We start from the raw sequence: 15,088 nt of genomic DNA on the forward strand, positions 1-15,088 counted from the left end.
CCGGTTGTGATAAGAACTCTAGCCGCCGTTATTGGGATGCGCCATCACTTTGCGATACCCGCACCGAGACGGCCATGTCTTCCGCGCCGCCGCCCTGACGCACGCCGCGCACCGGTGAGGCTTCCCGATAATCCAGCCCGACGCCGACCCGCACATAGCGGTCCGAGGCGCAGATCAGATTGGTCACGTCGAAGGCGACCCAGCCGAGATCGGGGACCAGGGCTTCGGCCCAGGCATGGGCCGCCTGGCTTTCCGCGCCGGTTTCCGTTTGCAGCAGATATCCCGAGACGTAGCGCGCCGGAATGTCCAGCGAGCGGGCACCGGCGATGAACACATGGGCATGGTCTTGACAGACACCGACCCCCTTGCCCAGGGCTTCGGCGGCAGTGGTCAGGGCGTCGGTTTCGCCGACCTGATACTCAAGGGACTCATGCAGCATTTCCATCAGTTGATGCAGGCAATCCAGGTCGTTTTTCGACGCGCTGTGGGCGGCCCGGGCGAGGGCGCGGATGGCTCCGTCGGCCTTGGTCAGTTCCGTGGCGCGCAGAAAGAACAGCGGCGGAAAGGGTTCGTTGGTGCCGGTCACCACACCATTGGTGTCGGTGGTGGAGACCCTTCCCCGCACCCGGATGCGCACTTCCTGATGTGGGCGGTCGATGACCAAGGTATGGGTGACATTGCCGAAGCTGTCGGTGAAGCCCTGCAACATCCCGGCCCCGGGGGCCTCGACCGACCATTGCCGGAGATTCTGTCCGTCGAAGGTTTGCGGGGTCAGGCGCAGGCTTTGGATCGAATAGGTGACCGGCGTCTCGTAGCGGTAGACGGTTTCGTGGTCGATGGTGATCTGCATGTCCGAAGTCCCGCCCTAGAGGTAGAAATGGTAGTTGTCGGAGATTTCGTCGCCGAGCCTGGCGTTGCGTTCCAGAAAGTCTTCCAGATACTCATGCAGGCCGTTTTTGAACACATCGTCAATTTTGCTGTAGGAGAGCTGGGAATAAAGCCGCCCGGCCAATCGGTGGCAGTCGTGGCGTTCTCCGTGCCCGCCTTGGATATCCTCCAAAAAGCGCACCACCTGGGACAGGGAATAGACCAGGGAGCGGGGCATCTCCTCGCGCAGGATCAACAGTTCGGCGACCAGCCAGGGCTGGATGGTTTCGCGGTTGAGCCAGTGGTAAGACCCGAGCGCCGAGACCGAGCGCAGCACCGTTGTCCATTGATAATAGTCCACCGAACCGCCGACCGGATCGCCAGCCGGAAGCAGCACATGGTATTTCACGTCGAGAATGCGCGCCGTGTTGTCGGCCCGTTCCAGGAACACGCCGACATTGATGAAGGCATAGGCCTGATCCCGCAGCATGGTGCCGAGCATCGCCCCGCGAAACAACGTGGTGCGGGTCTTGACCCAATCGAGAAAGCCCAGCAGGCCGTCGCGGGTGATGGAGGACCGCCACTGGCCGTTGAATTCCAGCCAACTGTCGTTGAGGCATTCCCAGATTTCACTGGTCAACGCGGTGCGCACGGCGCGGCCGTTGGTGCGGGCGGTTTTCAGGCAGTTGTGAATGGATGACGGGTTGTCCTCGTCGAGGATGATGTAGGCGATGACGCTTTCCAGTGTCGCCTCGTCGTGTTTTTCGAGCAGTTCCTCCTCGCAGGCGGCGGTGACGGCGGCGGAGCGCCATTCGTTGCGGGTGCCGCCGCCTTCCAGGTCGGGCATCTGGCTCATGCGGTAGCCCACTTCGAGGATGCGGGCGAGATTCTCGGCCCGTTCCATGTAACGGCCCATCCAATAAAGGTTGGCGGCGGTACGACTAAGCATCGGACGGCCCTCCTTCAAGGACCCAGGTATCCTTGGTGCCGCCGCCCTGGGACGAGTTAACCACCAACGACCCGGCGCGCATGGCGACCCGGGTCAGGCCGCCGGGGACCAGCCGGATCTTGTCCGCCCCGACCAGCACATAGGGGCGCAGATCCACATGACGCGGCGCGTAGCCGTCGGCGACGAAGGTCGGGCAGGTGGACAGGGCGAGGGTGGGTTGGGCGATGAACTCGCCGGGATCGGCCTTGATGCGCTCCGCATAGGCCGTTCGTTCCTCCGCCGTCGCCTTGGGACCGACCAGCATCCCGTAGCCGCCAGAGCCCGCCACCTCCTTGACCACCAGCTCATGCAGATGTTCGATGACATATTTGAAATCGTCGTCACGGGCGCACCAGTAGGTGGGGACGTTCTTCAGGATCGGTTCCTCGTTCATGTAAAAGCGGATCATCTCCGGTACATACATGTAAATCGCCTTGTCGTCGGCGATGCCGCCGCCCACCGCGTTGGCCAGGGTCACGCCGCCGGAACGATAGACATTCATCAAGCCGGGCAGGCCGAGGGCACTGTCCGGGCGAAAGGTGAGGGGGTCGAGAAAGGCGTCGTCGATCCGGCGATAGATCACGTCGACCCGCTGCGGGCCGTGGGTGGTGCGCATGTAGACCAGGTTGTTCTTGACGAACAGGTCCTGGCCCTCGACCAACTCCACCCCCATCTTGTCGGCCAGAAAGGTATGTTCGTAATAGGCGGAGTTGTAGAGCCCGGGCGACATGACCACCACCGTCGGTTCCCCGTCGCAGGCGGGCGGGGCGACCGAGCGCAGGCTGGCGTGCAGGTCGTCGGGATAATGTTCGACCGGGGCCACCTGATGGCGGCCGAACAGGTCGGGGAACAGCCGCATCATCACTTCGCGGTTTTGCAGCATGTAGGAGACCCCCGACGGGGTGCGGGTGTTGTCCTCCAGCACATAGAATTCTTCCGGACCGGTGCGCACCAGATCAATGCCGGCGATATGGGTATAGACGCCGCCGGGCACCTTGACGCCGCGCATTTCCGGTTGATAGGCCTTGTTCAGCAGCACCAGCCGTTCGGGAATCTTGCCTACGGCAAGGATCTCCCGGTCGTGATAGACATCGTGCAGGAACATGTTGAGGGCCTTGACCCGTTGTTCCAGGCCGCGGGACAGCAACGCCCATTCGTTGGCCAGCAGGACCCGGGGCACGATGTCGAAGGGGATCAGCCGTTCCGGGTCGCCGCCCTCGCCATAGACCGCAAAGGTGATACCGATGCGGCGGAACAGGGCTTCGGCCTCCGTCTGGCGGACCTTCAGCATGTCGCGCGGCGCGGCGATCATCCAATCGGCCAGTTGCTGCATGCCCGGTCGCGGACTGCCGTCCGGTCGCACGAGTTCATCGAAAAATTCACTCAGGGCGGCGGGGGCTACGGTCATGGAACACCTGATCAGCATTGGATCGTAGAAAGACTCTCAGGGAGAATAAAGCAATTCCAATGCCACCTTTTGGCTGGCTTTTGCCGTCCGCGGCACCCCTGGTTGCCTAATTTATAAACTTTTTGTGTCAGGATGCCAGTCATATGCGCAAAAATTGAACATGGCACAGGGTCTTGTCCGGTCTAAGATGCCCCATGGAATGGAGCGATGACGGACAGATCATTTCGGTGCGGCGACATGGCGAAAGTTCGGCCATTGTCGGGGTATTGACGTGCCAGCACGGGCGCTGCGTCGGTTTGTTGCGTGGCGCGACGGGGCCGCGTCTGCGTGGCGTGGTGCAGGTTGGCAATCGGGTGCGGGTACGCTGGCGGGCCCGGCTGTCGGAGCATCTGGGGACCTGGACCCTGGAGCCGACCGGCGCGGTGACGGCGTTCGTGCTGTCCGACCCGTTGCGGCTGGCCGCCCTGAGCAGCGCCTGTGCCCTGGTCGAAAGTTGCCTGCCCGAGCGCGAGCCCCATCCGGGGGTGCAACAGGCGCTGGATCTGTGGCTCGATCTGTTGGTGGCCGACGGTCCCTGGGCCGGGGCTTACGTGAAATGGGAACTGGGGCTGCTGGCGGAACTGGGGTTCGGGCTGGATCTGCGCCAATGCGCCGCCACCGGACAAACCTCGGATCTGCGGTACGTCTCGCCGAAAAGCGGACGGGCGGTGTCGATGGCGGCCGGCGCGCCCTACAAGGAGCGGCTGTTGGTTCTGCCGCCCTTTCTGCTGCACGAAGGCGCAGTCGGGCAGGGGACGGAGATTCGCCAGGGGCTCGACCTCACCGGTTATTTCCTGAACCGCCATCTGTTTCAGGAACAGGGTCTCCCGGCGGCGCGGCGACGGCTGCTCGAAAAGTTCTGAGCGGCGGCCCTCTGGTATCGTGCCCGGAGCCATGGTATATGCTTTTTGAGCAGGGACATGCCGTAACCGAGGAACACCGCCATGACCGATGTCGTGATTTATCAACCCGCCAAGAATCCCATGCAGTCCGGGCGCGGAAACTGTCAGAAATGGCTGTTGGAATACGAGGCCTCGGCGCCCCGGGCGGCCGATAGGATGATCGGCTGGATCGGATCGAGCGATACCCAGAGTCAGGTCAAGCTCAAGTTCGCCAACCGGGAAGACGCCATCGCCTATGCCCAGCGCAACGGCCTGACCTACCGTTGTGTCACGCCGCAGCCGCGCCGGGTCATCGTCAAGAACTATGCCGATAAATTCAAATGGGACCAGGTCCGCTGATCCTCCTCCCCGGCGCATTCCCCCCCCCAAAGGCCCCGTAGCTCAGCTGGATAGAGCAGCGGACTTCTAATCCGCAGGTCAGAGGTTCGAATCCTCTCGGGGTCGCCAAAAAGGGTTTGATTCTCAGCTCGCTTTATCGCGGGCTTTTTTGTTGTCCGCCGTGCCAAGGCCGTCAGAAAGTTTTACATGTTGGCGTGGGGGGCTCCGGGCGGTTCCATTTAAGGTGTTGATAATATGATGTATTTATTTTTTGGCATGTGAGTTGCTTTGTTTATGGATTAAGGGCATTTGGTCCTCATCTATGGAACGATATCCACGGGAGATTTTGATGTTTTCAGCGCGTATGTCCAAATTCAAGGCGATTGCCGTTGTGCTGTCCTCGTTGCTGTTGGGGGCGCAGGCCAATGCCGCGCTGCTGACCTTTGACGATGTGCCGGGCAGCACGGCCAACGGGGTTGGCGACATGCCGACCTATCAGGGCTTCAATTTTTCCTACACTTTGGACTGGATCGACCTGGTGGGGTCTGGCTGGAACTTTGGCGCCCATAGCGGCGAGTTCGGTCTGCTCAATAACAATGGCGGGGTCGGCGTGGTCACCGCCGCCGATAACAGCGATTTCACCTTCGACGGACTCTGGGCGAAACGGTGGGCCACCGCTCCCGACTCCGGCGGAACGGACAGCCTGTTCGGGACCCTTCAGGGCTACAACAACGGCGCGCTGGTGTGGAGCGTGGCGACGAGCCTGAACGGCAGCTATGAATTCTATGCCGGGCAGAGCGGGGCGATCGACGAGTTGCGCCTGGGCTTCGGCAACTATTTCCTGATCGACGACCTCAGCCTGAATGCCGAACAAGTCCCCGAGCCGGCCTCCCTGGCCCTGTTCGGCAGCGGTCTGCTCGGTCTCGGCTGGTTGCGCCGGCGCAAGGCGGCCTGAACCATGCACCTCTCGACGCCGTTCTGGGTCGGAACCCTGGTCGGGGCCCTGAGTGCCGTGCCGTTGATTTTCGCGGCGGTGGCGCTGGTTTGAATTAGAGCGGGATGAAGCCGGAGTGAATCGAAAGGGGATTCCCAAAGTCTCGCAATTCTGATTCAACATACTGGCTGGAAAAGGAGGCCAGTATGGATGACGAAACCCTATTCGAACGATCTCCGCGAGCGTGTGGTCGCCGCCGTTGAGGAAGGCGGCCTCTCTCGGCACCAGGCCGCGGCGCGGTTTGCCGTTGGTGTCAGTTCGGTCATCCGCTGGGTGACCCGTTTCCGCGAGACGGGCAGTGTTGCGCCCGACAAGATGGGAGGGAACCGGCCGAAGACAATCCGAGGAGAACACCGTGATTGGCTTATCCAGCGGTGCAAGGAGAAGGACTTCACGTTGCGTGGGTTGGTGGCGGAACTGGCCGAGCGCAAGGTGATGGTCGACTACCGCAGCGTCTGGGAATTCGTGCATGCCGAAAAACTGAGTTTCAAAAAAAAGCGTCCTTCCCAGGGAACAGGATCGGCCCGACGTGGCGCGTAAGCGTGAACAGTGGAAGGCGTATCAGGACCGGGTGGCCATTGATCGCCTAGTCTTCATCGACGAAACCTGGACCAAGACCAACATGGCGCCGCTCCGGGGATGGGCGCCGGTCGGCCAAAGGCTCGACGCCAAGGTGCCGTATGGCCACTGGAAAACCATGACCTTCCTCGCCGCGCTCCGCCACGACCGCATTGAGGCGCCCTGGGTTCTCGACGGGCCGATCAATGGCGAACGCTTCCGGGTCTATGTCGAGAAGGTGCTCATCCCCACCCTCAAGCCCGGCGATATCGTGGTCATGGACAATCTCGGCAGCCACAAGGGCGAAGCCATCCGCCGCCTCATCCGAGGCGCGGGTGCCAAGCTGTTCTTCCTGCCGAAATACTCCCCCGACCTGAACCCCATCGAGCAGGTCTTTGCCAAACTCAAGCATCTGCTGCGCAAGGAGGCCGCGCGCACCGTCGATGCGCTCTGCGAGGCCATCGGAAGGCTACTCGATGCCTTCCCGCCGCAGGAATGCGCCAACCTCGTCAGAAACGCCGGATATGGACCAACCTAAATTCATCCCGCTCTAGAGATTTCCTGTGCGAAAAAGCGGCGGTCCCTGGGGCCGCCGCTTTTTTGATATATCCGAAGAACTACCAACCCAGGACCGGATCGGTCCCCTTGCCGTAAACAATGACATTCGGCGGCTTGCCGTCGGCGGTGGGCTTGCCGAACAGGTAGCCCTGTCCAAGGTGCGCCCCCATGACCATCAACTGCCGCGCCTCGTCTTCGTGTTCGATATGTTCGCAGATCACATCGAATCCCATGTTCTTGCACGAATCGATGACGCTTTTCAGGATGTTCTTGGCCCGGGTGTCGTCCAGGAAGCCGCGCACCAGAGCCCCGTCGATCTTGGCGTGATCGGCGTCGATGCTGTTGAGCATGGTAAAGGAGGTATTGCCCGAACCCACGTCGTCAATGGAAATGCCGTGTCCGTCCTTGCGCAGGGTCTGGATGGCGCCGTTGAGCTTTTGCAGGTCCTCGATCATTGAGGTTTCGGTGACTTCGAAAATGATCTGCGGGGTCAGCCGCGCGAAATCGCTGTTGCGGGTCAGCTTGCGCAGCGACTTCATGAACAGTTCGTTCTGCATGCTCTTGGCCGACAGGTTGATCGAGACCCGAGGCCGCCAGCCTTCCTTTTTCTCCCGCTCGATCAGGGTGTTGAGAGTCTGGTGCACGATCACCAAATCCAGGTCGTGAATCATGCCGACGTTTTCGGCGAACTGGATCAGTTCCAGCGGACTCATCAAACCCTCGAAGCGCGACAGCACCTCGTAATGGTCGACGGCGCGGCTACGCAGATCGACGATGGGCTGAAAGGCGAGGTGGAAATTGCGCGCGTCGATGATCTTGCGCAGTTCCTTGATGCGCTCGACGGTGCCATCCAGGTAGTCGGTCACCCCCTCGGAGAGCGACTTGATGTTGAAGGAGCCGGGGGACTCGTTGGCGAACTTTTGCAAGCAATGGAGCAGCGCCTTGCTGGCGTCCTCCTCGCTGAGGTTGGCGGTATCCAGATTGGCGGTGACCGAGGAGATGGAGACCTTCTTGGCGTCGGCCCCGAGAATTTTGTCGGCCTCTTTCTGGATGGCGGCCATTTTCTGGGCGTCCAGGCCTTCCTCGCCGACAAAGGAGAATTTCTCGTCGCCGACCAGACCGGCCGTGTCGCCGCCGAGGCTCCAACTGCGCAGCATGGCGCCGAGTTTCTGCATGAACTCTTCGACCTTGGCCGGATCGCCGGATTCCTTGAGCTCCTTCAGCCCGGCGATGACCAGCATGCCCATTTCAAGATCGGAGTCGTTCATCTTGCCGGTGACGGCGCGCTCCTTGGCTTTGGCGGCAAAGGTCTCGGCGTCGAGCAGGCCGGAGTTTTCGTCCCGCTTGAGGGCCGGGCTCTCCTGGCAATAGAGCTTGTTGTTGAGGGTCATGGACAGGTTGAAGCGGACGTTCGTGCCGGGCAGAAAAAAGCCGCCCAGAATCACCGGCGACGGCTTTCCCTGGGTATTGAGGGAAATGGATATGGGGGAGAGCCGCCCGGTGCGGGTCATGTTGCTGACCGAGGCTTCCACCAGCGCCCGGTCCTTCTTGACCATCATGGCGCGGAAGTCCTTGCCGATCAGGTCCGGCAAATGCTCGATACCGGAGAACTTCAGACCGGCCAGCGAGCCCTCGGCAAAATGAATCTTGTACTTTTCGTCAATCTCCAGAAGGAGATCCGACATGGCAAACGCAAAGGCGACAAAACGCCGATGCCGTTCCTTCTGAGATGTGTCGGCCATGAAACGTCCCGCACCTGCTCTTAAGGGCTCGCCCCAAGCCCTGCGAATGGATTGCAAAGAATCATAACCCACTTGCACCCTCGGGGTCCAGCAGTGACATGCCGTGGAGATCAGATGTTTCGATAAAGCCGCATCATCACTTGATCGAACTCCATGAGTTCGGAGAAGATCCGATGGACTTTTTCCTCGGTGATTTTCACCAGGAAAGACGGGTCGCGCTTGTCCATCACACAGGCGGCGAGGAATTCCAGGCCGACCAGAAAAGCCTGATGGTGGGAATCATGGGCGACCTTGTGATACAGCGCAGGACCCTCGGTCAACGGAGTCAGATATTTCTGTTCATAGTCCACATGACGGCGAAACAGATCTATGAGCGCATCAATTTGGGCAATCAGGGCGTCCGTTTCAAAGCCCGTTTTGACCAGATGGTCGATCAATAGTATGTGCTTGAGCAACGCGCCATGCTCGGTATCAAGTTGCGGGTCGCCGGTGAGCGGGTGCTGCAAATCCGAAAGGGACATTGTTTCAAATCGTTATAATGAAATCACTGTTCTTGTGCATCGCGAGATCAGAGCCCCATGATGACTTCAACAAGGTGGGAAGTCCAATCATATTCCATCTTGAAAAAGATAAAAGATGCTGAAAAATTATAATGATAACAATAAGTAGTGGTGGATTTCCTCAGGCTAAATCTGGTTGCTCCATCATGTTGCGGTGCAGGTATCATTTTCTTTTGGGGTCTCATATTTTTTCGAGTATGGGTAGAGGTGTGAAAGCTTCGAGGTGACAATGTCTCCGACTTCGGCGCGTCTGTTTACTCCGGTATTGATCGTGGGAAGTCTGATCCTGATGATCGGCTTTGCCATTCGGGCCAGCTTCGGTGTGTTTCAGATCCCCATTGCCGATCAATTCGGCTGGTTGCGCTCGGAATTTTCGCTGGCCATTGCCATTCAGAATCTGGCCTGGGGGATCGGGCAACCGCTGTTCAGTGCCTTTGCCGAAAAGTTCGGAGATAAAAAAGCCATTATTCTTGGCGCGGTTTTCTATGCGCTGGGGCTGGTGTTGAGCAGCTTAGCCGTGACCCCGGCCGCCCATCAGTTCCTGGAGATTCTGGTCGGCTTCGGCATTGCCGGAACAGGTTTCGGCGTGATTCTGGCTGTAGTGGGGCGCAGTGCGTCGGACAAGCATCGTTCCCTGGCCCTGGGGATCACCACCGCCGCCGGGTCCGCCGGACAGATCGTCGGCCCGCCGGTGGCCGATGCCTTGCTGCGGATCATGCCCTGGTCCTCGGTCTTTTTGATCTTTGCGGCGGCCATTTTGGCGGTGATGCTCTTTCTCCCGCTGATGGGCCGGGCTGCAAAAGCCGCCCCTGCACAACCGCATGAAAGCCTGGGGGCGGTGCTGGCCCAGGCCCTGCGCGACCCGACGTTCAGCATGATCTTTCTCGGGTTTTTTTCCTGTGGCTTCCAATTGGCCTTTATCACGGCCCATTTCCCGGCCTTTGTGACCGAGGTCTGTAGCGCCATTCCGCCCAACTCGGTCATCCGCAGTCTGGGTGTTCAGAGCTCCTCGGGACTGGGGGCCTTTGCCATCGCCCTGATCGGTATAGCCAATATCGTCGGCACCATCGCCGCCGGGGCGCTGGGAAATCACTGGCCGAAGAAATATTTGCTGGCCTGGATCTATGCCGGTCGCACGGTGATTGCCGCGGCCTTTATTCTGTTGCCGATGACCCCGGCCACGGTGGTGGCCTTTTCCCTGACCATGGGGGCATTATGGCTGGCCACGGTGCCGCTGACCTCCGGCCTGATTGGTCATATCTATGGGCTGCGGTTCATGGGCACCCTGTATGGAATCGTGTTCCTCTCCCATCAATTGGGCTCCTTTCTGGGGGTCTGGCTGGGCGGCTTCATGTATGACCGTTTCGGCTCCTATGACGTGGTCTGGTGGGTCGGGGTGGGGGTCGGGGCCTTTTCGGCGATCATCCAAATTCCCATTCGCGAGGCCCCCCAGGTACGTCTGCAAGCGGCGTAATGGCCTCTCCGGCTCTTGCGAGCCCCCCGCCCGGATTGGTATAAGCCCCTGAACCCCGATCACCGAGGAGCCGGTCCATGAACAGCCAGACCTTCAATCCGCCGCAACGTGTCTTGATGGGGCCGGGGCCGTCCGATGTGCATCCGCGAGTGCTGGCGGCGCTGTCCCGACCGACGGTGGGGCACCTGGACCCGGCCTTCTCCGGCATGATGGATGAGGTCAAGGGCATGCTGCGGCAGGTCTTTCGGACCTCCAACCCTTTGACATTCCCCATTTCAGGCCCCGGCATGACCGGCATGGAGAGTTGTTTCGTCAACCTGGTGGAGCCAGGGGACAAAGTTATCGTCTGCCGCAACGGGGTGTTCGGTGACCGGATGCAGGATATTGCCCGCCGCTATGGGGGCGAGGTGACGGTGATCGACGATGCCTGGGGCAGGCCGGTCGATGCGCAGAAGCTGGAAGACGCACTGAAGGCCCAACCCGACACCAAGGTGGTGGCCTTTGTTCAAGCGGAAACCTCCACCGGGGTGCAATCCGATGCCGCCACCCTGTGCCGACTGGCCCGCGATCAAGGGGCGCTGACCATCGTCGATACGGTGACCTCGCTGGGCGGCATTCCGGTTGAGGTGGATGCCTGGGGGGCCGATGCGGTCTATTCGGGCACCCAGAAATGCCTGAGCTGTCCGCCGGGTCTGTCGCCGGTAACCTTTTCGCCGCGCGCCGCCGAAGCGGTGAAGGCGCGCAAAACCCCGGTCCTGTCGTGGTTCCTGGACCTTGGTCTGGTCATGGGCTATTGGGAGGGCAGCGGTGGCAAGCGGGCCTATCACCACACAGCCCCGGTCAATGCGCTCTATGGACTGCACGAGGGCCTGCGGATGATCCTCGAAGAGGGGCTGGAGGCATCCTGGGCCCGCCATGCGACCATGCATGAAAGCCTTAAAAACGGTCTGGAAGGACTCGGATTGTCGTTTCTGGTCGAGGAACCCTACCGGTTGCCGCAACTCAACGCGGTCAATGTGCCCGAGGGGGTGGATGAGGCGGCGGTACGCAGCCACGCTCTGCACACCTACGGCCTGGAACTGGGGGCCGGATTGGGGGCTCTGGCCGGCAAGGTGTGGCGCATCGGCCTGATGGGCCAAAGCGCCACGCCGCGCAATATCGCGCTCTGCCTCGCCGCCTTGAAGCAGGGGCTGTGATTACACCTGTGACCAGAGCCGGAACAGGTAGTAATAGGCCTCGTTGAAATCCGCCGTTTCCGGGGAGTCCGGGTATTTTTCGACCATCGAATGATGGACCCGGTGGAAGGTGGATAGGATCTTGCGTTTGTGCGGATCGGCGACCACGCTCTGCATGAAGCAGATGGCCGCCACCCGGGCACCGCGCGTCACCGTATTGACCCGGTGCGGGGTGCCGGTGGGATAGACATAGGCATCGCCGCGCGCCGGTTTGATCATCTGTTCGCTGCCGTCCTCGTTCAACAGCACCAGTTCGCCGCCTTCGTAGTCCTTGGGATCGCCAAGAAACACGGTGCAGGAGATGTCCGTCCGCATGCCGCCCTGGCCGAGCAGGGGATTGTCCACATGACGACCATAAAACATGCCCGGCTCGTAGCGGGAGAAGATGGGACGCGAGAAACGCAGGGGCAGGGCCTGATCGCTGATTTCCGGGTTGCTGGCCAACTTGCCGTAAACCAGGGCCTCGATTTCGTCGGCCCCTTCGGTCTGGCGGCTGTCCAGTTCCAGATTCTTTTTGACCGCGCGCGCTCCCGTATCGGCGCTGCCGCCGCCATCGACGAATTTGCCGTTCATCAAGATGCTGTCGATGTGATTGAGCTCCTGGGGTGAAAGCAAACCTTTGACGAGCAGGCGCATGGGACGAGTCCTCCGAATATGCGTGGAATTTAATATGCAGTGTGGCCCATCGGCTTGCCTTCCGCAAGAAAATGGCGGATAAGGGCCGCCACCGCATCATGCCTCTAATTTTTAAACGATTGGCACACAATTTTGTCATAGTTTTGCTCTAGAAAATGAAGCGTTCGGACACCCCTTGAGTCCGCGAGACACCCTGAATGGACAGAAGATCCCGAGATGACTGAAAATAAAATTCGCATTCGTGCCGCACGGGCAGCCGATCAGGCGCAAATCGACCAGCTTTGGGCGCGCTGTCGCCGGGCCTCCGGGGCCTTGCCCATTGAGCCGCCGACCTTGCAAACGCCGACCAAGAGCGGTCTGTTCGTCGCCTTGCATGGTGAGGCGCAGAGCGAGTCGAAATTGGTCGGGTCGGTTCTGGCCCAGCATGACGGCGACCGGGGCTGGCTGCACTATCTGGCGGTGGACCCCCATTGCCCCTGTACCGGTCTGGGGCAGCGGCTGGTCTGCCATGCCCAGGATTGGTTGGGGGCCAAGGGCATTCGCAACGTGCAGCTTCTGGTCCAGTCGTCCAATCTCGACATTCGCGGGTTCTATCAGCGTTTCGGGCATGCCCATTCGGACGTGGTGGATCTCCACCATATGGTCGGCGATGCCCTTGCGGACCCGGCCTGAAACAGCCATTATATTAGCTAGTGATCATAAGCTGTTTCGGAGATTCGCCTCTCCCATGTCCTGTATTCTGCCGCCGGCCTGTTTGTTCTGCCTGCATTTCCACCACGACGAAGAACAGTGGGAGGCACAGGGGGACTGCGCGGCCTATCAGGAAATCCCCGACGAAATTTTCGGCGATGGGCTGCCCCACGACACCCCGCTTCCGGGCGACAACGGCATCTGCTTCGAGGTCGATCCGGAATTGGCCCAATCATTGGCGGAGGTCAACGAATTGCGTCTGCAAATGGGACGGCCGCCGTTTGGGGCGGCGGCCGTGGATCGTCTGCCCAAAGGCGAGGAGGATTAGTCCTCGACCGGTTCTTCCGGCGCGCTTTTCGGGAAATTGGCGAACGGATCGACATATTCCTGTCGCTTTTCCTGTTCGGGCTGCTCCTCAATGGGCTCGTCGGTCAGCACCACCGGGGCATGGACCGTTCCCGAGGCGGCGCGGGCAATCTGCACCACCTTTTCCAGTTCGGCCAGGGAGCACAGCCCCAGGTGCACCGGATTGCGGGTCTTGATGTTGGAGCTGTTCCAATGGGTCTTGTCGCGCACCGAGATGATGGTCGGCTTGGTGGTGCCGATCAACTTGCTGATTTGCGCATCGGACAATTCCGGATGGAATTTGAGCAGCCAGGCAATGGCGTCGGGGCGGTCGCCACGCTTGGAGACCGGCGTATATCGGGCACCCTTGCCGCGCTTCTTGGCTTGCGGCAGATCCTTGACGACGATTTGCAGCTTGGCGGTGGGGTCGGCTTCGCAGCGGCGGATTTCCTCCAGCCGGATCTGACCGTTGATCACCGGGTCGAGGCCCTGCATGCCACCGGCCACGTCACCGTCGGCAATGGCCTGGATTTCCAATTCATGCAAGCCACAGAACTCGGAAATCTGCTCGAAGGTCAACGCCGTGTTGTCCACGAGCCAGACTGCCGTCGCCTTGGGCATCAGAGGCTGCGTCATATGACTAAACCCTTTTTGTTGTTGGTTGCGCAACGCCAACGGACCCCATGAAGGAGCCCGTCGAACATTGAATTGAGCCGAATATAGGGGCGTTGTTGCTACGGGTCAAATCACCTGATCATTTGTCAGAACAATCTTTCCCACATGAACCCCGGATTCCATCAACCGATGGGCCTCGGCGGCCTGGGTCAGGGGAAAAGTGGCATGAATCACCGGGGCGATTTTCCCGGCCTCGATCAACGGCCAGACGGACTCGCGCAGGGCATGAGCGATCTCGGCCTTGCGGGCGACGGACTGCGGACGCAGGGTCGAGCCGGTGATGGTCAAACGCCGCAGCAGCACCGGCATCAGGTCCAGATCCACTTTCGAGCCGCCGAGAAAGGCGATATGGACCAATCGCCCCTCGAAGGCCAGGGCCTTGAGATTGCGGGCCACATAGTCGCCGCCGACCATGTCCAGGATCACATCGACGCCGCGCCCCCCGGTCCATTGCTTGGCCGCGGCGACAAAGTCATCATTGCGGTAATTCACCGCCAGATCGGCGCCCAGATCAAGGCAGGCTTGGCATTTCTCATCGGAGCCCGCCGTTACCATAACTTTGGCCCCCAGGTGGTGGGCCATCTGGATGGCGGTGGTGCCGATGCCGCTGGAACCGCCATGAATGAGCAGGGTCTCGTTGGGGGCCAGATTGCCGCGCTCGAAGACGTTGGTCCAGACGGTGAAAAAGGTTTCCGGCAGGGCCGCGCCCTGGATCAGGCTCAAAGGAGCGGGGATGGGCAGGCAGTGGTCCGCCGGAACGACGCAGTATTGCGCATAGCCGCCACCCGGGGCGAGGGCGCAGACCTTGCTGCCGGGGCGCAGACCGACGGTCGCCGGGCCGAGCGCCACCACCTCTCCGGCCACTTCCAGGCCCGGCAGGTCGGAGGCGTCCGGCGGTGCCGCATAGCGGCCCAGGCGCTGCAACACATCGGGGCGATTGATTCCGGCCGCCGCCACATGGATCAGAACCTCCCCGGCTCCGGGGACGGGAAGCGGACGTCGCACCGGAGTCAACACCTCCGGGCCGCCGGGGCTGCTGATTTCAATACAGGTCATTTGATCGGGGAGGGCATGGGACATGACGGACTCGACTCTCTGG

General features: G+C 60.8%; 16 protein-coding genes and 1 tRNA gene. 9 read left to right on the forward strand and 8 right to left on the reverse strand.

All coding sequences use genetic code 11. The features are described from left to right. Positions 1–28: 28 nt before the first annotated feature. From ACYQ1P_RS10685 to ACYQ1P_RS10695, 3 genes are read right to left on the reverse strand one after another with little or no spacing between them, the layout of a single operon-like run. A complete protein-coding gene (locus ACYQ1P_RS10685; protein WP_460020345.1) occupies positions 29–850 on the reverse strand; it encodes a transglutaminase family protein in 822 nt (273 codons plus the stop codon). Positions 851–865: 15 nt separating this feature from the next. Beyond that, entirely contained in the window at positions 866–1,816 is a 951-nt protein-coding gene (locus ACYQ1P_RS10690) for an alpha-E domain-containing protein (protein WP_460020346.1), read from the reverse strand. After that, positions 1,809–3,263, reverse strand: a complete 1,455-nt coding sequence (locus ACYQ1P_RS10695) for a circularly permuted type 2 ATP-grasp protein (RefSeq protein ID WP_460020347.1) — start codon at positions 3,261–3,263, stop codon at positions 1,809–1,811. Before ACYQ1P_RS10695 ends, ACYQ1P_RS10690 begins: the two co-directional genes overlap by 8 nt. Before the next feature lie 194 nt (positions 3,264–3,457). Here ACYQ1P_RS10695 and recO point away from each other — a divergent pair, with 194 nt between their 5' ends. From recO to ACYQ1P_RS10720, 5 genes are all read left to right on the forward strand, one after another. Next, positions 3,458–4,165 (forward strand): DNA repair protein RecO, encoded by a 708-nt coding sequence (recO, locus tag ACYQ1P_RS10700; protein ID WP_460020348.1) that lies wholly within the window; start codon positions 3,458–3,460, stop codon positions 4,163–4,165. Between the two features lie 81 nt (positions 4,166–4,246). Continuing rightward, on the forward strand, positions 4,247–4,543 hold the full coding sequence (locus ACYQ1P_RS10705) for an ETC complex I subunit (protein WP_460020349.1): 297 nt from the start codon (positions 4,247–4,249) through the stop codon (positions 4,541–4,543). A 31-nt stretch (positions 4,544–4,574) separates the two neighbouring features. Beyond that, positions 4,575–4,651: transfer RNA gene (locus tag ACYQ1P_RS10710), tRNA-Arg, on the forward strand. A gap of 220 nt (positions 4,652–4,871) precedes the next feature. Next, positions 4,872–5,477, forward strand: coding sequence for a PEP-CTERM sorting domain-containing protein (locus tag ACYQ1P_RS10715; protein ID WP_460020350.1), 606 nt, complete (start codon positions 4,872–4,874; stop codon positions 5,475–5,477). A 189-nt stretch (positions 5,478–5,666) separates the two neighbouring features. Further along, positions 5,667–6,612, forward strand: a protein-coding gene (locus ACYQ1P_RS10720) for an IS630 family transposase (protein ID WP_460018340.1) whose coding sequence is annotated in 2 segments (ribosomal slippage) — positions 5,667–6,005 and positions 6,007–6,612 — 945 coding nt in all. Because the reading frame shifts where the segments join, the coding sequence is not laid out codon by codon here. 79 nt (positions 6,613–6,691) lie between these two features. Here ACYQ1P_RS10720 and ACYQ1P_RS10725 read toward each other — a convergent pair. Together ACYQ1P_RS10725 and ACYQ1P_RS10730 are read right to left on the reverse strand one after the other, a co-directional pair. Beyond that, a complete protein-coding gene (locus ACYQ1P_RS10725) occupies positions 6,692–8,374 on the reverse strand; it encodes an EAL domain-containing protein (protein WP_460020351.1) in 1,683 nt (560 codons plus the stop codon). A 110-nt stretch (positions 8,375–8,484) separates the two neighbouring features. Further along, positions 8,485–8,895: a hypothetical protein gene (locus ACYQ1P_RS10730; RefSeq protein WP_460020352.1), complete on the reverse strand. Its 411-nt coding sequence runs from the start codon at positions 8,893–8,895 to the stop codon at positions 8,485–8,487. 268 nt (positions 8,896–9,163) lie between these two features. Here ACYQ1P_RS10730 and ACYQ1P_RS10735 point away from each other — a divergent pair, with 268 nt between their 5' ends. Beyond that, entirely contained in the window at positions 9,164–10,408 is a 1,245-nt protein-coding gene (locus ACYQ1P_RS10735; protein ID WP_460020353.1) for an MFS transporter, read from the forward strand. A gap of 77 nt (positions 10,409–10,485) precedes the next feature. Next, positions 10,486–11,604, forward strand: coding sequence for a pyridoxal-phosphate-dependent aminotransferase family protein (locus ACYQ1P_RS10740; RefSeq protein ID WP_460020354.1), 1,119 nt, complete (start codon positions 10,486–10,488; stop codon positions 11,602–11,604). On the opposite strand, the gene ACYQ1P_RS10745 is transcribed toward ACYQ1P_RS10740, so the two are convergent. Next, positions 11,605–12,279 carry a Fe2+-dependent dioxygenase gene (locus tag ACYQ1P_RS10745; protein ID WP_460020355.1) on the reverse strand — a complete coding sequence of 225 codons (675 nt, stop codon included), beginning with the start codon at positions 12,277–12,279 and terminating at the stop codon, positions 11,605–11,607. Positions 12,280–12,495: 216 nt separating this feature from the next. On the opposite strand from ACYQ1P_RS10745, the gene ACYQ1P_RS10750 reads away from it, so the two are divergent. Next, positions 12,496–12,951, forward strand: coding sequence for a GNAT family N-acetyltransferase (locus tag ACYQ1P_RS10750; RefSeq protein ID WP_460020356.1), 456 nt, complete (start codon positions 12,496–12,498; stop codon positions 12,949–12,951). Positions 12,952–13,006: 55 nt separating this feature from the next. Continuing rightward, complete coding sequence (locus tag ACYQ1P_RS10755) at positions 13,007–13,297, forward strand: hypothetical protein (RefSeq protein WP_460020357.1); 291 nt, start codon at positions 13,007–13,009, stop codon at positions 13,295–13,297. Here ACYQ1P_RS10755 and ACYQ1P_RS10760 read toward each other — a convergent pair. Next, positions 13,294–13,950, reverse strand: a complete 657-nt coding sequence (locus tag ACYQ1P_RS10760; protein ID WP_460020358.1) for a DUF1013 domain-containing protein — start codon at positions 13,948–13,950, stop codon at positions 13,294–13,296. The two genes, ACYQ1P_RS10755 and ACYQ1P_RS10760, sit on opposite strands and share 4 nt — an antisense overlap. Positions 13,951–14,055: 105 nt before the next feature. Then, on the reverse strand, positions 14,056–15,069 hold the full coding sequence (locus ACYQ1P_RS10765) for an NAD(P)H-quinone oxidoreductase (protein WP_460020359.1): 1,014 nt from the start codon (positions 15,067–15,069) through the stop codon (positions 14,056–14,058). Positions 15,070–15,088: the final 19 nt, after the last annotated feature.

The organism is Magnetospira thiophila (assembly GCF_054657015.1).